Raw genomic sequence first — 16,221 nt, forward strand, 5'->3', positions numbered from 1 at the left:
CACATGCAAAAGTTATCCACAGTACTGACCGCCGGGCTGTTGGCGTTGAGCAGCGTGTCGGCGTGGGCCGAGCAAAGTTGCGAGACGGTGAAGATGGCCGATCCGGGCTGGAGCGACATCGCCGCGACCAATGCCATTACCGGTTTCCTGCTCGAAGGCATGGGTTACAAGGCCAAGGTCGACACCCTGGCGGTGCCGATCACCTTTGGCGGGCTCAAGGACGGCCAGGTTGATGTATTCCTGGGTAACTGGATGCCTGCGCAGCAGGGTTTCTATGACAAATTCGTCGCCAACGGTGACGTCACGCAACTGGCGAAGAACCTGGATGGCACCGAATTCACTTTGGCGGTGCCGGACTATGTCTGGGACGCGGGTGTGCATAACTTTGCCGACCTGAACAAATTCGCCGACAAATTCGATAAGAAGATCTACGGCATCGGTTCCGGCGCCCCGGCCAACCTTTCGCTCAAGGAGATCATCAAGACCAACGATTTCAACATGGGTGACTGGAAACTGGTGGAATCCAGCGAACAGGCGATGCTGGCGGAAGTTTCCCGGGCCGTGAAGAAACAGAAATTCGTGACCTTCCTCGGTTGGACTCCGCACCCGATGAATGTGCAACTGAAGATGCATTACCTCAAGGGTGGCGAGAAATACTTTGGTGACACCGGCAGCGTCTACACGCTGACGCGCAAAGGTTATGCACAGGCCTGCCCGAACGTTGGCAAGCTGCTGACCAACCTGAGCTTCACCCAGGAAATGGAAAACAGCATCATGGCCGAAGTGGTGAACAAGAAGGTCAGCAACGCCGAAGCGGCCAAGGCCTGGATCAAGGCTAATCCGGCGGTGCTGGATAAATGGCTGGACGGCGTGAAAACCGTTGATGGCAAGGATGCGCTGGCGGCGGTGAAGGCCAAGCTATAAAGCTCTTGTGGCGAGGGAGCTTGCTCCCGTTGGGTTGCGAAGCAGCCTCGGAACCTGAAAGCGCAGTATCAGCTGGATCTGCGTGATTGGTTTTGGGAGAGCTGCGCTCTCCAGCGGGAGCAAGCTCCCTCGCCACGTTGGCTCACCTGATACTCTTGCGCCAAACCCCGTTTTTTGAGGCCCCATGGCAATCCCCACCCGCCATTCGCTTTTCCCTTTCCTGAGCTGGCTTCCTCGGCAGACCCGGGCCAGTGTCGGCCGCGACCTGATCGTCGGCCTCAGCGGTGCGATTCTCGCGTTGCCGCAGTCCATTGCCTACGCGCTGATTGCCGGCCTGCCGCCGGAGTACGGCTTGTACGCGGCGATCGTGCCGGTGCTGATCGCCTGCCTGTGGGGATCGTCGTGGCACTTGATCTGCGGTCCTACGGCAGCAATCTCCATTGTCTTGTACGCCACTGTCAGCCCTTTGGCCGTTCCCGCTAGCCAGGACTACATCATGTTGATCCTGTTACTGACGGTGTTGGCGGGAATATTCCAATGGCTGCTTGGGCTGTTGCGTTTCGGGGCGCTGGTCAATTTTGTTTCGCACTCGGTGGTGCTGGGTTTTACGCTGGGTGCGGCGATTGTCATTGCGTTGGGGCAATTGCCGAACCTGCTGGGCCTGGACTTGCCGAATGAAGCCACAGCCCTGAAGAGCCTGCTCATGTTGTTCAGCCACATCGGGGCTGTGGATAAACCTTCGTTGCTGCTGGGTCTGGGGACGCTGGTGGTGGGGGTCGTGCTCAAGCGCTTGCTCCCGCGCTGGCCCAGCCTGTTGATAACTTTGGTCATCAGCAGCCTGGTGGTCTGGTTGTGGCCTGGAATGTTCGGGCATGTGACGCTGGTCAGCGCCTTCGCCGGGCGCCTGCCACCGTTCACCCCGCTGCCATTGGACCTGGAGTTGATCCTGCGCCTGCTGCCTGGTGCCGTGGCGGTGGGCATGCTCGGGTTGGTGACCAGCCTGTCCATTGCCCGTTCGCTGTCGGTGCGCTCCGGGCAATTGCTCGATGCGAACCAGGAAGTTCGGGCGCAGGGGCTTTCCAATATCGTTGGAGGTTTTTTTGCCGGATCACTGTCAGCCGGTTCCTTCACCCGTTCCGGCCTCAGTTATGAGGCGGGTGCGCGCTCGCCCCTGGCCGGCGTGTTCTCGGCTTTGTGGGTGGCGTTGTTTGCAGTTGCCGGGGCGAAACTGATCGCGCACATTCCCATTCCCGCCATGGCCGGCAGTATTTTGCTGATCGCCTGGGGCCTGGTGGACCACCGGGGTATCCGTGCGTTGTACCGCGTGAGTCGCTCGGAATTCCTGGTCATGGGCCTGACCTGCCTGGCCACGCTGCTGCTCGAACTGCAAACCGCCATTTATGCCGGCGTACTGGCCTCGCTGTTCTTTTATCTCAAGCGCACCTCACAGCCGCGGGTGCAGCATTTTCGTGAAGGCGAGTCGGATGTCCTGCGAGTGGGCGGCTCGATCTTTTTCGGCGCCAGCCATTATCTGCAAGTGCGCTTGCAGCGCATGCCCGCGCAACAGGTGGTGATCGATGCCCAGCAGATCAACTTCATCGATTATTCCGGCGTGGAAATGCTCCACCAGGAAGCCCGGCGCTTGCGTGGCCAAGGGCGCAGCCTGACCTTGCGCGGGGCAAGGCCACAGGTGGTAGAGGAATTATTGAAGCTGGAAGGACCGGAGCGATGCCCGATCCTTTTCAGGGACTGACCGCCGCGAGCTGACGACGCAACTCCGCCAGCACCGGCGCGGTGTCCGGGCGCACGCCACGCCACAGGAAGAATGCTTCACCCGCTTGTTCGGCAAGCATGCCCAAGCCATCCATCGACAGCGCCGCGCCGTGTTCCTGGGTCCAGCGGCAAAACGAGGTTGGCTCCTTGCTGTACATCATGTCGTAGCAAAAGGTCTTGCCGGGCTCGATCAGACTTCCGGCAATCGGCGGTACATCGCCTGACAGGCTGGCGGACGTAGCGTTGATAATCAGGTCCACCGGTTCTCTCAACCAGGCGAAATCGCTCGCCGAGACCGGCCCGAGGTCGGCGAACAGTTCGGCCAGCATCTCGGCTTTTTCCACCGTCCGATTGGCGATGATCACCGAGGCCGGCGCTTCTGCCAGCAGTGGTTCCAAGGCGCCCCGTACCGCGCCGCCGGCACCCAGCAACAGGATGCGCTTGCCCTTGAGGCTGAAACCGGCGTTGACGGTCAGGTCCCGCACCAGCCCGGCGCCGTCGGTGTTGTCCCCCAACAGGCTGCCGTCGGCCAGCTTGCTCAAGGTATTGACCGCCCCGGCCCGCTGGGCCCGTTCCGTCAGGCTGTCGGCCAAACGAAAGGCGTCTTCCTTGAACGGCACGGTGACATTCGCCCCACGACCCTCGAGGAAAAATGCCCGTGCGCAACCGGCGAAATCCCCCAGGGGCGCCAGCAACGTGGTGTAGTCCAACGCCTGCCCGGTCTGCTCGGCAAACAGGCGATGGATCAACGGCGACTTGCTGTGGCCGATCGGGTTACCCATTACAACGTAGCGGTCCATGGTGTCCCCTGTTCAGGCTGTCGCCAGCCAATCGCGATCCTGCAGGAAGTATTCGGTCAACCGCGCCTCTTCGCTACCCGGTTCGGCTTTCCAGTCGTAGCTCCAGCGGACCTGGGGTGGCAGCGACATCAGGATCGACTCGGTGCGGCCGCCCGATTGCAGGCCGAACAGGGTGCCGCGGTCATACACCAGGTTGAATTCCACATAGCGCCCACGGCGGAACTCCTGGAATTCGCGTTGCTGGGCGGTATACGGGTCGTGCTTGCGGCGACGCACGATAGGCAGGTAGGCATCGATGTAGGCATCGCCGATGGCGCGCATGAAGGCGAAGCTGGTGTCGAAGTCCCACTCGTTCAGGTCATCGAAGAACAGGCCGCCGATGCCCCGGGGCTCGTTTCGATGCTTGATGTGGAAATAGCTGTCGCACCAGGCTTTGTAGCGCGAATACACCTCCGGGCCGAACGGCTCGCAGGCTTGCTGGGCGACGCGGTGCCAGTGCACGCAATCTTCTTCGACGCCGTAGTAAGGGGTCAGGTCGAAGCCGCCGCCAAACCACCAGACGGGTTCTTCACCTTCCTTTTCGGCGATGAAAAAGCGCACGTTGGCGTGGGACGTTGGAATGTGCGGATTGCGCGGATGGATCACCAACGACACGCCCAGGGCCTCGAAGCCGCGCCCGGCCAGTTCCGGCCGGTGGGCGCTGGCCGACGGTGGGAGACCGCTGCCGAAGACGTGGGAAAAGTTGACGCCGCCCTTTTCGATCACCGCGCCGTTTTCAATGACTCGTGTGCGACCACCGCCGCCAGCGGGGCGGGTCCAGGCATCCTCGACGAAGCGAGTGCCGCCGTCCTCGGTTTCCAGGGCTGCGCAGATGCGATCCTGCAGGTCGAGCAGATAGGCTTTCACGGCCTCGGTGCGAGTAGTCATGACATCACCTTGATCAGGGCTACGTTACGCGACGCACAAAGGGTCGCCGGCAAAATGGGCGCACAGGATAACACCGCATCCACTCACACCACAGTTGACGAAGATCAAGCTTAGGAGTCCGATAGCAGGCTTGGTAAAAAGTCCCACGATAAGGAGAAGGTGAAGATGGCCAAACGTATCCAGTTCAGTTCCCACGGCGGTCCGCAAGTGCTTGAGTACGTGGAGTACTCGCCCGCCGAGCCAAGTCCGCAGCAGGTGCGCGTCAGCAACCGGGCGATCGGCCTGAATTTCATCGACACCTACTATCGCAGCGGTCTTTATCCGCCACCGGCCCTGCCGTCGGGGCTCGGCGCCGAAGGAGCGGGTGTGGTCGAGGCCGTCGGGTCGGACGTGACTCGCTTCAAGGTCGGCGACCGCGTGGCTTATGGCAGCGGGCCGCTGGGCGCCTACAGCGATGTGCACGTATTGCCTGAAGCCAATCTGGTCCATCTGCCTGAGGCGATCAGTTTCGAGCAGGCCGCCGGCGTGATGCTCAAGGGCCTGACCGTGCAGTACCTGCTGCGTCAGACCTACGAGCTCAAGGGCGGCGAAACCGTGTTGTTCCATGCCGCCGCCGGTGGCGTGGGCTCCCTGGCCTGCCAGTGGGCCAAGGCCTTGGGCGTGAAGCTGATCGGCACCGTCAGCTCGGCGGAAAAAGCCGCCATCGCCAAATCCCACGGCGCCTGGGAAGTCATCGACTACAGCAAAGAAAACGTCGTACAGCGTGTGTTGGAATTGACTGACGGCAAGAAGGTCCCGGTGGTGTACGACGGCGTCGGCAAGGACACCTGGCTGACGTCACTCGACTGCACCGCTCCCCGCGGCCTGGTGGTGAGCTTCGGCAACGCATCCGGTGCGGTGGACGGCGTGAACCTGGGAATCCTGTCGGGCAAGGGCTCGCTGTACGTCACGCGCCCGACCCTGGCGACCTACGCCAATAACGCCGAAAACCTGCAACGCATGGCTGATGAACTGTTCGCCATGATCGCCAGCGGCAAGCTCGTGGTGGACATCAACCAGCGTTTTCCCCTGGCGGACGCGGCCAAGGCCCATACCGAGTTGTCGGCGCGGCGTACGACGGGGTCGACCGTACTTTTGCCTTGAGCCAAATGGGCTCTTGTGGCGAGGGAGCTTGCTCCCGCTCGGTCGCGAAATGGCCGCAAAATGGGGACTGCTGCGCCCGAAGCGTCGGACCGGTCCAGCGGGAGCAAGCTCCCTCGCCACAGGGGATCTAGTCAGGCCGAACAATCTTGCCGGTAGCGAGGTCGCGAATCACGCTCGGGTTCTTGCGTCCGCCCAGGTTGCCGCCCAGCACCAGGTCGATCTGCCCACGGAAATACTGCTCGACACGGATCCGCGTCCGCGCCGCCGGGCGCCCTTGGGGATTGGCCGAGGTGGAGACAAGCGGGCCGACCAATGAGCACAGATCCCGGACAATCGGGTGATCGCTGACCCGCAGCGCGACGGTGTCGTGCACGCCGGTGATCCATTCCGGCAGCAGGTCCTGGTGCGGCACCAGCCAGGTATTGGGCCCAGGCCAGGTGCTGGCCATGCGGTCCATCCAGGTTTCGGGGAAGTCCTCGAACAGAAAGTCGAACTGGCGAATGTTGTCGGCCACCAGTATCAGCCCCTTGTCGGGCCGACGGGATTTGATCGCCAACAGGCGCTCCACCGCGTCCTCATTCCACGGGTCGCAACCCAGGCCCCAGACCGCTTCGGTTGGATAGGCAATCACCGCCCCGGCGCGAATTTCTCGCGCGGCTTGTTGCACACGCCAACTGTTGACCATGAAAGATTCTCCGCAACACAAATAAGGCTGTGCGCAGTTTACCGATCTTCCCCATAAAACCTAGCGAGCAAACCTAGCTTGTTCGGGCGAACCAGCGCCCGTGCTCACACGTCGCTCGTCCCTCCATTTCCAGATCGGTCAACGCCGCCAGGACCTTGGACAAGCCCCAGCCGCTGGCATCGGCCAATGCCTCACTGGTCAACGGCGCCGCATGGAGCAGGCGCAACAGCGGGTGCGTCACCGGTGCCGGCTGGGCACTGATGGATAGCCGCTGCCAACCCCGCAAGGCTTCGAGGATGTGCTCGACGGTTTCCACCAGCGCCGCGCCGTCACGGATCAGTTGATGGCAGCCCCGGGCGCCGGGGTGATGGATGGACCCCGGAATCGCATAGACCTCGCGGCCCTGTTCCGCCGCCAGGCGCGCAGTGATCAGCGAACCACTGGCGACACTGGCCTCGACCACGAGCACGCCAAGGGACAAGCCGCTGATGATTCGATTGCGGCGCGGAAAGTTGCTGGCATGGGGCGGCGCGTCCAGCGGGAACTCCGAAAGCACCGCGCTGCCTTGGGCAATCATCGCCTCCGCCAGCCGACGATTGCGCTGTGGATAAAAATTTTCCAGACCGGTGCCGAGCACGCCGATGGTTTGCCCACCGACATCCAACGCTGCTTGATGAGCGGCCGCGTCGATGCCCAACGCCAGGCCGCTGGTGATGACAAAACCAGCCCCGGCCAGGCTTCGGGAAAACGCCGCCGCCGTGTCCATGCCCGGACGCGATGCTCGGCGACTGCCAACCATCGCCAACTGGGGTTTTTCCAGTATCGAGGGGTCGCCAGCGACGAACAGCAGCGGCGGCGCGTCGCTGATCTGTGCCAGCAGTGCCGGGTAGTCGGGCTGGTCCCACATCAGTAAATGCTGGGCCGGACCCTCTAGCCAGGCCAATGCGTGGGCGGCGCCGTCGCGTATTTCCGGGGCGCGTCGGGCTTCGGCGCACGCGGCGGGCAACCCCAGCGCCCGCCATGCGCTGGCGGGGGCGCTGATGGCTTTGGAGGCTGAGCCGAAAGCTTCCATCAAGGTCATGAAGCGTCTAGGTCCCAGTTCCGGCAAGCGATGCAAGCGCAGACGGGCCTCCAGTTCCGCAGGCGGAACCGAAGCGGATTCAGGCAATGGCATAGATCAATCCTTGATCGTGAGTAACCCCGTTGAAACGAGGACAAGCTGTGGATAACTCTGTTGGTAACTTGTGAGACCCGTTATGGATTGCGCACCTTGTCGAGCACCGCCAACGATCGCGAGGCGTACAAGACCAGGCCATAACTGAGCTTGTCGTAGGTGCGGAACACCATAAGCAGGCCGGCGCGCTCGTCGGGGATCTTCACCGGGGCGCCGGTAATGCGGTCGCGCACGGTTTCACCAGTCTTCATCACCGCCAGCACGTTGCCTTCGGCCAACCCGTCGCGCCGCCCCTTGTTCAGGGTGACCACGTCCAGCGCGCCGATCTGCGTTACACCCCGTGGCACATCGAGAATCAAGCCATTGATGTCGGATTTCGGCGCGCTGGGCATGAACGTCGAATTGATCGAGCGTTCTTCGCCGCTGAACAGGCGATCACCGAGGCGCACCTCTTGGGTGGTGCGTTGCAGGGCCAGGGTGGTGACGTCGCCTTCGGTGGCGATGATTTCACCGCTGCCGATGTCATCGGCGTTGATCCCCAGGAACTCCTTGGTCTCGGGGTCGGTATAGACCTTGCCCTGGCGGAAGATGCCGTAAGCCGGCTGGCTCGGATCGAAATCGCCGCGGGCGAAGATACGATCGCCGGTGCCGCTGAGCACGCGCTCGGCATCGCCTGCGACGATGTACGGCGCCTTGTTGAAATCTTCCGCTGTGTCGACGATGCGGTTGCTCAGCAAAAAACTGTTGATGGCTTGCAGGGGAATGCTTGGGATGGCATCGGCCACCGGCGAACTGCGCACGCGCGGCGACAATTTGATGGTGCCGCGCGAGACGCCGCGATTGAGCGTCAGCCGTGGCTGGCCATTGACGTAGACCAGCGACAGGGTATCGCCGGGGTAGATCAGGTTGGGGTTTTCGATCTGCGGGTTGGCCTGCCAGAGCTCGGGCCATTTCCAGGGTTCGCGCAGGTATTTGCCGGAAATGTCCCACAGCGTATCCCCCTGGACCACTGTGTATTGCTGCGGAAAACCTTCCCGAAGTTGCACTTGCCCGTGCGCGATACCAGCCGAGGCCAGGAGCAGCAGGGCGAGTAGTGATTTCCTCATGCGGTGAATCCCTTTATTATGTGCGTTCGCGTAAAACGCCAGAGCCCCCGTGGCTCGCTCTATTCAAGAGCAACGTTTTACAACGGTAGCCTGCATCCCGACACACGCCAGGCCAGCCACCCGACTTTACCTCACACGTGCATTTATCAAGCTTATGGCCATTTTGAACATTCTCGAATTTCCGGACCCGCGCCTGCGCACTATCGCCAAACCAGTGGCCGTAGTGGACGACGAAGTGCGTCAGCTGGTCGATGACATGTTTGAAACAATGTATGAGGCGCCAGGCATCGGCCTCGCCGCGACCCAGGTCAACGTGCACAAGCGTATCGTCGTCATGGACCTCTCCGAAGACCGCAGCGAGCCCCGGGTGTTCATCAACCCCGAGTTCGAAACCCTCACCGACGAGATGGAGCAGTACCAGGAAGGTTGCCTCTCGGTGCCGGGTTTCTACGAAAACGTCGACCGTCCGCAAAAGGTCAAGATCAAGGCCCTGGACCGTGACGGCCAACCTTACGAGCTGATCGCCGAAGGCTTGCTGGCGGTGTGCATCCAGCACGAATGCGACCACCTCAACGGCAAGTTGTTCGTCGATTACCTGTCTAATCTCAAGCGTGACCGGATCAAGAAAAAACTGGAAAAGATCCATCGCCAGAACGCTTGATGCCCTTCTTCAAAGGCTTGCTGCGGCAAGCCTTTTTCTTTTTGCGATTGCTTTGTAACTGAGAGCTTCCCATGACTGAGCCACTGCGCATCGTCTTTGCCGGCACTCCCGAATTTGCCGCCGAACACCTCAAGGCCCTGCTGGCCAGCCCCCACGACATCGTCGCGGTCTACACCCAGCCGGACCGGCCGGCCGGTCGCGGGCAAAAACTGATGCCCAGCCCGGTCAAGCAGCTAGCCCTGGAGCACGGCATCACGGTGTTGCAGCCGCCTACCCTGCGCGACGCCCAGGCCCAGGCCGAACTGGCAGCGCTGCAGCCGGACTTGATGGTGGTGGTCGCCTACGGCCTGATCCTGCCGCAAGTGGTGCTGGATATTCCGCGCCTGGGTTGCATCAACAGCCACGCCTCGCTGCTGCCGCGCTGGCGAGGAGCCGCGCCGATCCAGCGCGCCGTGGAAGCGGGCGATGCCGAGAGTGGCGTGACCGTGATGCGCATGGAAGCCGGCCTGGACACCGGGCCGATGCTGCTCAAGGTCAGCACCCCCATCAGCGCCGAAGACACCGGCGGCAGCCTGCACGATCGCCTCGCGCTGATCGGCCCGCCAGCGGTGATCCAAGCCATTGCCGGCCTGGCTGCTGGCACGTTGGAAGGCGAAGTGCAGGACGACAGCCTCGCCACCTACGCGCACAAACTGAACAAAGACGAAGCCCGCATCGACTGGAGCCGCCCAGCCGTCGAGCTGGAGCGCCTGGTACGGGCCTTCAACCCGTGGCCGATCTGCCACAGCTCGTTGAACGGCGAAGCCCTGAAAGTGCTGGCGGCCAGTTGCGCCGAAGGGAAGGGCGCACCGGGAGAAATCCTCAGCGCCAGCAAGGACGGCCTCGTCGTTGCCTGTGGCGAACAGGCGTTGTGCCTGACGCGCCTGCAACTGCCCGGCGGCAAAGCGCTGAACTTCAGCGACCTGTTCAACAGCCGCCGTGAGAAATTTGCCGTCGGCACCGTCCTCGGCCAAACGGCGGACGCTTCATGAACCCGCGTCTGGCCGCCGCCAAGGCACTTGCCGCGGTACTCAGCGGCAAAGCCTCGCTGAACAGTTCCTTGCCGACCCAACTGGACAAGGTCGAAGACCGTGATCGCGGGTTCACCCAGGACCTGGCGTTCGGCACCGCCCGCTGGCAGCCGCGCCTCTCGGCCCTGGCAGCCAAGCTGTTGCAAAAGCCGTTCAAGGCCGCCGATGCCGACGTCGAGGCGTTGCTGTTGGTGGGCCTCTATCAACTGCTCTACACCCGCGTCCCGGCCCACGCCGCCATCGGCGAAACCGTGGGCTGCGCCGACAAGCTGAAAAAGCCGTGGGCCAAGGCCCTGATCAATGCCGTGTTGCGCCGCGCCCAGCGGGAAAGCGAAACCCTGCTGGCGGAACTGGAACACGACCCGGTGGTGCGCACCGCCCACCCGCGCTGGTTGCAGAAATCCTTGAAAGCGTTCTGGCCCGAGCAATGGGAAGCCATCTGCGCCGCCAACAACGCCCACCCGCCGATGATCCTGCGGGTCAATCGCCGTCATCACAGCCGCGATGCCTACCTGGCGTTGCTGGGCGAGGCGGGCATCCCGGCCATCCCGTGCCAGTACAGCCGCGACGGCATCGTCCTGGAAACTCCGGGCGATGTGCGTGCGCTGCCGGGTTTTGCCGAGGGCTGGATCAGCGTCCAGGACGAAGCCGCCCAACTGGCCGCCGACCTGCTGGAACTGGCGCCCGGCCAACGGGTGCTGGACGCCTGCTGCGCGCCGGGGGGCAAGACCTGTCACATCCTTGAAGCCGAGCCGAAACTGGCCGGTGTCGTGGCCGTGGACCTGGAGGCCAAGCGCCTGGTGCGGGTGAAGGAAAACCTTGCACGCCTGGGCCTGGACGCCGAGCTGTTCGCCGCCGACGGTCGCGATACGGCGGCCTGGTGGGACGGCAAGCCGTTCCAGCGCATCCTGCTCGACGCGCCTTGCTCGGCCACCGGCGTGATCCGTCGCCATCCCGACATCAAACTCACCCGCCAGCCGGACGACATCGCCGCGTTGGCGCAGTTGCAAGGTGAATTGCTCGACGCTTTATGGCTGACCCTCGATGTCGGCGGCATGTTGCTGTACGCCACCTGCTCGACCTTGCCGACCGAGAACACCGAAGTGATCGAAGCGTTTCTCGCCCGAACCCCCGGCGCCCGTGAGCTGGACATTGCCACCCAGGCCGGGCTCAAGCAGCCACACGGCCGGCAATTGCTGGCCCAGGAAGGCGGGCATGACGGGTTCTACTACGCCAAGTTGATCAAGATCGCCGCCGCACGCGGTTAAACCGATTCGATAGGAGTGACTGGATGAAAATCATCATCCTGGGTGCAGGGCAGGTCGGCGGTTCGCTGGCGGAACATCTGGCCAGCGAGGCCAACGACATCACCGTGGTCGATACCGACGGCGAACGCCTGCGCGACCTCGGCGACCGTCTCGACATCCGCACGGTGCAGGGGCGCGGCTCGTTGCCGACCGTGCTGCGCCAGGCCGGCGCCGACGACGCCGACATGCTCGTGGCCGTGACCAACAGCGACGAAACCAACATGGTCGCCTGCCAGGTCGCCCACACGCTGTTCCACACCCCGACCAAGATCGCCCGGGTGCGCGAAGCGGCGTACCTGACTCGCGCCGACCTCTTCGACAACGAAGCGATCCCGGTGGACGTGCTGATCAGCCCCGAACAGGTGGTGACCAACTACATCAAGCGCCTGATCGAACACCCCGGCGCCTTGCAAGTGATCGACTTCGCCGAAGGCAAGGCGCAACTGGTGGCGGTCAAGGCCTACTACGGCGGCCCGCTGGTGGGCCAGCAACTGCGCCAACTGCGCGAGCACATGCCCAATGTAGAAACCCGCGTTGCAGCGATTTTCCGCCGTGACCGGCCGATCCTGCCTCAAGGCGACACGGTGATCGAAGCCGACGACGAAGTATTCTTCATCGCCGCCAAGGCGAATATTCGCGCAGTCATGAGCGAAATGCGCCGCCTCGACGAAAACTACAAGCGCATCGTCATCGCCGGCGGCGGCCAGATCGGCGAACGCCTGGCCGAAGCCATCGAAAGCCGCTACCAGGTCAAAATCATCGAGATGAACCCGGCGCGCTGCCGCTACCTCTCCGACACCCTCGACAGCACCGTGGTCCTGCAAGGCAGCGCCTCCGACCGCGACCTGCTGCTGGAAGAAAACATCGCCGACGCTGACATCTTCCTGGCCCTGACCAACGACGACGAAGCCAACATCATGTCGTCGCTACTGGCCAAGCGCCTGGGCGCCAAGAAAGTCATGACCATCATCAACAACCCGGCCTACGTCGACCTCATCCAGGGCGGCGACATCGACATCGCCATCAGCCCGCAACTGGCAACCATCGGCACCTTGCTCGCCCACGTGCGCCGCGGCGACATCGTCAGCGTCCACTCCCTGCGCCGCGGCGCGGCCGAAGCCATCGAAGCCATCGCCCACGGCGACGCCAAATCCAGCAAAGTGATCGGCAAAGCCATCCGCGACATCGGCCTGCCGCCCGGCACCACCATCGGCGCGATCATCCGCGACGAAGAAGTGCTGATCGCCCATGACGGCACCGAGATCCAGACGGGCGACCACGTGATCCTGTTCCTGGTGGACAAAAAGCATATTCGTGACGTCGAGAAGCTGTTCCATGTGGGGTTGAGTTTTTTCTAACTAAACCTTCTGGCTGGATGAGCTCTTCCTAACAAAACAATCCCCGTGGCGAGGGAGCTTGCTCCCGCTGGCCTGCGCAGCAGGCCCAATTTTGCGACCGCTACGCGGCCGAGCGGGAGCAAGCTCCCTCGCCACGAGTTCATAGGAGTCTTCAAATGCTCGATTCCCTGGAAAAAATGCTCGCCAAGGGCGTGGACAACGCCCTACTGCGCTTCGGCCTGGGCAAGGGCTACCTCGACCTAGGCGAATTCCCCCGCGCCGCCGAACACCTCCAACGCTGCGTCGAAATCGACCCGAAGTATTCAGCGGCGTGGAAACTGCTGGGCAAGGCTCATCAGGGCCAAGGCGATGCTGCGGCGGCTCGCCAAGCCTGGGAACAAGGGTTGGAAGCGGCCCGGGCGCATGGCGATAAGCAGGCCGAAAAAGAGATGACGGTGTTCCTCAAGAAACTGGATCGCCATTCCTGAACGCCACGCACCCGTGGCGAGGGAGCTTGCTCCCGCTTGACCGGGCTGGCGCTCCAGTGCGAAGCACTCACAAAAAGCATCAAAAACAAATCCGGTTCTACTGAATACTAGCGATATATATCGAAAGCTAGCCAGTTGAGCTAGCTTTAGCTATCTTCCTGTAGAATTTGCTATTTATGAGGTCGACATGGATCCCTACCGTAATCCGTTTGCGCCCGGCGCGGGTAGCAGGCCCCCTGAATTGGCGGGACGCGACTTGATTCTTGAGGCAGCAAGAGTTGCCTGTGGACGAGCCCTCAATGGGCGAAGTGCTCGTTCCATCATGCTCCTTGGCTTAAGAGGCACGGGTAAGACGGTCCTGTTGAATGAGATAGGAAGAATTGCGAAGGAGGAAGGTCTTCTTGTCTCCAAGGTCGAGTCGCCAGAACGTGAAAGCCTGGCACGTCTTCTTTATCCTGAAATGCGAAAGGTCATGCGCGCGCTTTCCAGCGTTGAGGCCGCTAAGCAAATTGCTAATCGTGGGCTGAAAGGACTCCGCAGCTTTGCATCAATCTTCAAGATCGATGTTGGAGGTATTGAGATTGGTGTTGAGCCTGAGCCCGGACTCGCGGATAGCGGAAATCTTCAATACGATCTTCCAGACCTTTTTACTGTAATAGGTGAAGCGGCACAGGCCGCCGGCAAAGGCTGGATTCTTCTCATTGATGAAGTCCAATACCTCACCGAAGCAGATCTATCGGCACTGATTGTCTCTATCCATCGCATGTCGCAAGAAGGGCTTCCGGTTCTGCTGGTCGGTGCAGGCCTTCCGCAAGTTGCTCGGCTGGCGGGTGAGGCGAAGTCATATGCCGAACGGCTTTTCCTTTACCCGGAGGTGGGGGCGCTGGATCAACCGTCTGCGACTCAAGCCGTTCAAAAGCCGATCTTGGAGGAGGAAGCTTCTATCGACGCTGCAGCGCTGGACAGCATTGTTGATCGGACGCAGGGCTATCCATTCTTTCTTCAAGAGTGGGCATCCACGGCATGGAACATCGCCGAGGGGCCTGAAATTACGCTTGATGATGTCGACCATTCTTATTCCGAAACATTAGCTTCTCTTGATGCAGGTTTCTTCAGGGTCCGCATTGATCGGCTTACACCTTCTGAAGTGCAGTTTGTGAAGACCATGTCCGAGCTCGGCGACGGCCCTTATGCCATTGCTGATATTGCGAAGGCGATGGGACGTCCTCAATCATCGCTGGGACCGACTCGGGCCAACATCATTTCCAAAGGAATGATCTACAGCACCGATCACGGATATCTGAATTTTACAGTTCCCCTTTTTGCAGAATTCATGCGTCGCCAGGAGTGAAGGCCTGCAGTGTGTGGTGAGGGGGTGAGGGAAGAAAGGGGCTGATTGAACTGAAAATAAATCCGCCCCTTTTTTCTCCCCTTTTCTGGTTCCCTTATTCGGGAGAATGGACACCCGAAGAAGGCCAAGTGAGTGCCATTCAGGTCAGTCACCTTTTTTGTGTTTATGTACTTCCAGATCAGGATGTTTGGGTTTGTTTTCTTCAGTCACTCGACGGCGTTGGTCCTTTTTGCCTGTGGATTCAGCGATCGGTTTAGGGCCGGGTTTGATACTCATATGTTTAATTCCTTCGATTGATAACGGGGTTTCTAACTGGAGCCGTACGCATGGACAGTGACGCTACGGGGCTACCAACTCGGCAAGCTTGGCCGCGATATCTGCAAACGTATCTTCAACAGTGCTCAGGCCGCTTCTCGAACCGAGCAGAGGACTGACTTCGCGCAGAGACTCGTATGTCGTGTCGTGAATGATAGGAACCAGCAGATCCCTTGCGAGAAGCGCAGAAAGCTCTTTGTCGGCGATACCTTCGGCTGCCAGGCGATGCAGCAAAGCAGGGGTCACCAGCACAATCCCAACTCGAGACTTCGCCAACCCTTTATCAATTTCACGAAGTAGCGAAGAGCCTAGAAGGACATCTTTCTCGCTGAACCAAACGGAAACACCGAGCGACTCGAGTACATCATGCAGGTCCTTGGCGGATCCTTTCCGGTCGTCCCACGCGTGACAAAGAAACACGTCCCGCAGATCAGGTACCGTCGCACGCATCTCGACATTTTCGCGTACAGGTGTGAGCGTTCGTACCTCGGCAGAGGTGTAGGCCACAGAGGATCCGGGTTTCGACCAGCGCGGCTTTGCGCTGCCGGATGAGCCGCCGCTACTGCGACCACCCCCGCCGTGAGCCGGGGACGAATAGGATGGTGCGTAGGACGAGGATGAATATGATCGCGATCCGTACCCGCTATATCCGCTGCCACATGCGGGACACGCTGCTCTTGCGCTTGCCGAACGATGACCATGTACCGGTGCTGTACATCTAGACATGTCGTAAACCTTCCGTTTGTAGCTGCTCGCCCAAGAGATGATTAAGCAGCGGCTGAACCGAGCCATCAGCTTTTGAAAACACCGCAGCCCATCCTTATTGGCTCGAAATCAAGCAGCGCTTCAAATCGTGATTCCAATATGCTGGCACAGACGATAGCCCATAGCGCGAATTCCGCTAGCAGGCGTGGCGTGAATGTTCGCTAGCGGCCTCGGTTACACCCCGGGTGTGTTCACCGTCGAGCAGCATGTGCGTGGAAAATAGACGTGTCGCCACAACCCGTCGCCGGTGCGGTTGTCATATATTTTGCTTGAGGATCAGCGATGACAAAAGAGGATGTATCTGAAAGTCGGGTCGACCGGCCAGTTACCTGGGCCGGCCTCCCACAGATCCGGACGTGCGCAATTCACGCATCCGGCTCCTCAGTAACAGGGTT

Annotated in this window: 16 protein-coding genes; 9 read left to right on the forward strand and 7 right to left on the reverse strand. The window is 61.1% G+C overall.

Annotation, left to right across the window (positions count from 1 at the left end; translation table 11 throughout):
- The first annotated feature begins 3 nt into the window (after positions 1-3).
- A complete protein-coding gene (gene choX, locus HU806_RS21725; RefSeq protein ID WP_186614231.1) occupies positions 4-924 on the forward strand; it encodes a choline ABC transporter substrate-binding protein in 921 nt (306 codons plus the stop codon).
- Between the two features lie 184 nt (positions 925-1,108).
- On the forward strand, positions 1,109-2,677 hold the full coding sequence (locus HU806_RS21730; RefSeq protein ID WP_186614233.1) for a SulP family inorganic anion transporter: 1,569 nt from the start codon (positions 1,109-1,111) through the stop codon (positions 2,675-2,677).
- Here HU806_RS21730 and aroE read toward each other — a convergent pair.
- Both aroE and hemF read right to left on the reverse strand, forming a co-directional pair.
- A complete protein-coding gene (gene aroE, locus HU806_RS21735; protein ID WP_186614235.1) occupies positions 2,667-3,497 on the reverse strand; it encodes a shikimate dehydrogenase in 831 nt (276 codons plus the stop codon). The two genes, HU806_RS21730 and aroE, sit on opposite strands and share 11 nt — an antisense overlap.
- A 12-nt stretch (positions 3,498-3,509) precedes the next feature.
- The gene (gene hemF, locus HU806_RS21740) at positions 3,510-4,424 is read right to left on the reverse strand and encodes an oxygen-dependent coproporphyrinogen oxidase (RefSeq protein ID WP_186614237.1); all 915 of its coding nucleotides are present in this window, start codon (positions 4,422-4,424) and stop codon (positions 3,510-3,512) included.
- Between the two features lie 165 nt (positions 4,425-4,589).
- Between hemF and HU806_RS21745 the strand changes: the two genes are divergently transcribed.
- Positions 4,590-5,567: an NADPH:quinone reductase gene (locus HU806_RS21745; protein ID WP_186614239.1), complete on the forward strand. Its 978-nt coding sequence runs from the start codon at positions 4,590-4,592 to the stop codon at positions 5,565-5,567.
- 127 nt (positions 5,568-5,694) lie between these two features.
- Here HU806_RS21745 and tsaC read toward each other — a convergent pair whose 3' ends face one another.
- From tsaC to HU806_RS21760, 3 genes are all read right to left on the reverse strand, one after another.
- Positions 5,695-6,252 carry an L-threonylcarbamoyladenylate synthase type 1 TsaC gene (gene tsaC, locus HU806_RS21750; protein ID WP_186614241.1) on the reverse strand — a complete coding sequence of 186 codons (558 nt, stop codon included), beginning with the start codon at positions 6,250-6,252 and terminating at the stop codon, positions 5,695-5,697.
- Positions 6,253-6,325: 73 nt separating this feature from the next.
- Complete coding sequence (dprA, locus tag HU806_RS21755) at positions 6,326-7,426, reverse strand: DNA-processing protein DprA (RefSeq protein WP_186614243.1); 1,101 nt, start codon at positions 7,424-7,426, stop codon at positions 6,326-6,328.
- Positions 7,427-7,506: 80 nt separating this feature from the next.
- On the reverse strand, positions 7,507-8,532 hold the full coding sequence (locus HU806_RS21760) for a LysM peptidoglycan-binding domain-containing protein (RefSeq protein WP_186614245.1): 1,026 nt from the start codon (positions 8,530-8,532) through the stop codon (positions 7,507-7,509).
- Positions 8,533-8,686: 154 nt separating this feature from the next.
- Here HU806_RS21760 and def point away from each other — a divergent pair, with 154 nt between their 5' ends.
- From def to HU806_RS21790, 6 genes are all read left to right on the forward strand, one after another.
- Positions 8,687-9,193, forward strand: a complete 507-nt coding sequence (gene def, locus HU806_RS21765) for a peptide deformylase (RefSeq protein WP_053126951.1) — start codon at positions 8,687-8,689, stop codon at positions 9,191-9,193.
- A gap of 71 nt (positions 9,194-9,264) precedes the next feature.
- Entirely contained in the window at positions 9,265-10,224 is a 960-nt protein-coding gene (fmt, locus tag HU806_RS21770) for a methionyl-tRNA formyltransferase (RefSeq protein ID WP_186614247.1), read from the forward strand.
- Positions 10,221-11,531: a 16S rRNA (cytosine(967)-C(5))-methyltransferase RsmB gene (rsmB, locus tag HU806_RS21775; protein ID WP_186614249.1), complete on the forward strand. Its 1,311-nt coding sequence runs from the start codon at positions 10,221-10,223 to the stop codon at positions 11,529-11,531. Before fmt ends, rsmB begins: the two co-directional genes overlap by 4 nt.
- A 23-nt stretch (positions 11,532-11,554) precedes the next feature.
- Positions 11,555-12,928: a Trk system potassium transporter TrkA gene (gene trkA, locus HU806_RS21780; protein WP_186614251.1), complete on the forward strand. Its 1,374-nt coding sequence runs from the start codon at positions 11,555-11,557 to the stop codon at positions 12,926-12,928.
- 155 nt (positions 12,929-13,083) lie between these two features.
- Complete coding sequence (locus HU806_RS21785) at positions 13,084-13,395, forward strand: tetratricopeptide repeat protein (protein ID WP_186614253.1); 312 nt, start codon at positions 13,084-13,086, stop codon at positions 13,393-13,395.
- 187 nt (positions 13,396-13,582) lie between these two features.
- Positions 13,583-14,746, forward strand: a complete 1,164-nt coding sequence (locus tag HU806_RS21790) for an ATP-binding protein (protein WP_186614255.1) — start codon at positions 13,583-13,585, stop codon at positions 14,744-14,746.
- Positions 14,747-14,890: 144 nt separating this feature from the next.
- Here HU806_RS21790 and HU806_RS26680 read toward each other — a convergent pair whose 3' ends face one another.
- Positions 14,891-15,022: a hypothetical protein gene (locus HU806_RS26680; protein ID WP_017337405.1), complete on the reverse strand. Its 132-nt coding sequence runs from the start codon at positions 15,020-15,022 to the stop codon at positions 14,891-14,893.
- 63 nt (positions 15,023-15,085) lie between these two features.
- Positions 15,086-15,568, reverse strand: a complete 483-nt coding sequence (locus HU806_RS26540) for a toll/interleukin-1 receptor domain-containing protein (protein ID WP_346657185.1) — start codon at positions 15,566-15,568, stop codon at positions 15,086-15,088.
- Between the last annotated feature and the right edge of the window lie 653 nt (positions 15,569-16,221).

The organism is Pseudomonas sp. SWRI154 (genome assembly GCF_014268645.1).
Lineage (GTDB): Bacteria > Pseudomonadota > Gammaproteobacteria > Pseudomonadales > Pseudomonadaceae > Aquipseudomonas > Aquipseudomonas marvdashtae.

Excerpts from the sequence above, each read along its gene's own strand:
- HU806_RS21745 (WP_186614239.1), top strand. The coding sequence starts at position 4,590 with ATGGCCAAACGTATCCAGTTCAGTTCCCACGGCGGTCCGCAAGTGCTT.
- trkA (WP_186614251.1), top strand. The coding sequence starts at position 11,555 with ATGAAAATCATCATCCTGGGTGCAGGGCAGGTCGGCGGTTCGCTGGCG.
- HU806_RS21790 (WP_186614255.1), top strand. The coding sequence starts at position 13,583 with ATGGATCCCTACCGTAATCCGTTTGCGCCCGGCGCGGGTAGCAGGCCC.
- def (WP_053126951.1), top strand. The coding sequence starts at position 8,687 with ATGGCCATTTTGAACATTCTCGAATTTCCGGACCCGCGCCTGCGCACT.
- tsaC (WP_186614241.1), bottom strand. The coding sequence starts at position 6,252 with ATGGTCAACAGTTGGCGTGTGCAACAAGCCGCGCGAGAAATTCGCGCC.
- choX (WP_186614231.1), top strand. The coding sequence starts at position 4 with ATGCAAAAGTTATCCACAGTACTGACCGCCGGGCTGTTGGCGTTGAGC.
- dprA (WP_186614243.1), bottom strand. The coding sequence starts at position 7,426 with ATGCCATTGCCTGAATCCGCTTCGGTTCCGCCTGCGGAACTGGAGGCC.
- aroE (WP_186614235.1), bottom strand. The coding sequence starts at position 3,497 with ATGGACCGCTACGTTGTAATGGGTAACCCGATCGGCCACAGCAAGTCG.
- fmt (WP_186614247.1), top strand. The coding sequence starts at position 9,265 with ATGACTGAGCCACTGCGCATCGTCTTTGCCGGCACTCCCGAATTTGCC.
- HU806_RS21760 (WP_186614245.1), bottom strand. The coding sequence starts at position 8,532 with ATGAGGAAATCACTACTCGCCCTGCTGCTCCTGGCCTCGGCTGGTATC.
- hemF (WP_186614237.1), bottom strand. The coding sequence starts at position 4,424 with ATGACTACTCGCACCGAGGCCGTGAAAGCCTATCTGCTCGACCTGCAG.
- HU806_RS26680 (WP_017337405.1), bottom strand. The coding sequence starts at position 15,022 with ATGAGTATCAAACCCGGCCCTAAACCGATCGCTGAATCCACAGGCAAA.
- HU806_RS21785 (WP_186614253.1), top strand. The coding sequence starts at position 13,084 with ATGCTCGATTCCCTGGAAAAAATGCTCGCCAAGGGCGTGGACAACGCC.
- rsmB (WP_186614249.1), top strand. The coding sequence starts at position 10,221 with ATGAACCCGCGTCTGGCCGCCGCCAAGGCACTTGCCGCGGTACTCAGC.
- HU806_RS21730 (WP_186614233.1), top strand. The coding sequence starts at position 1,109 with ATGGCAATCCCCACCCGCCATTCGCTTTTCCCTTTCCTGAGCTGGCTT.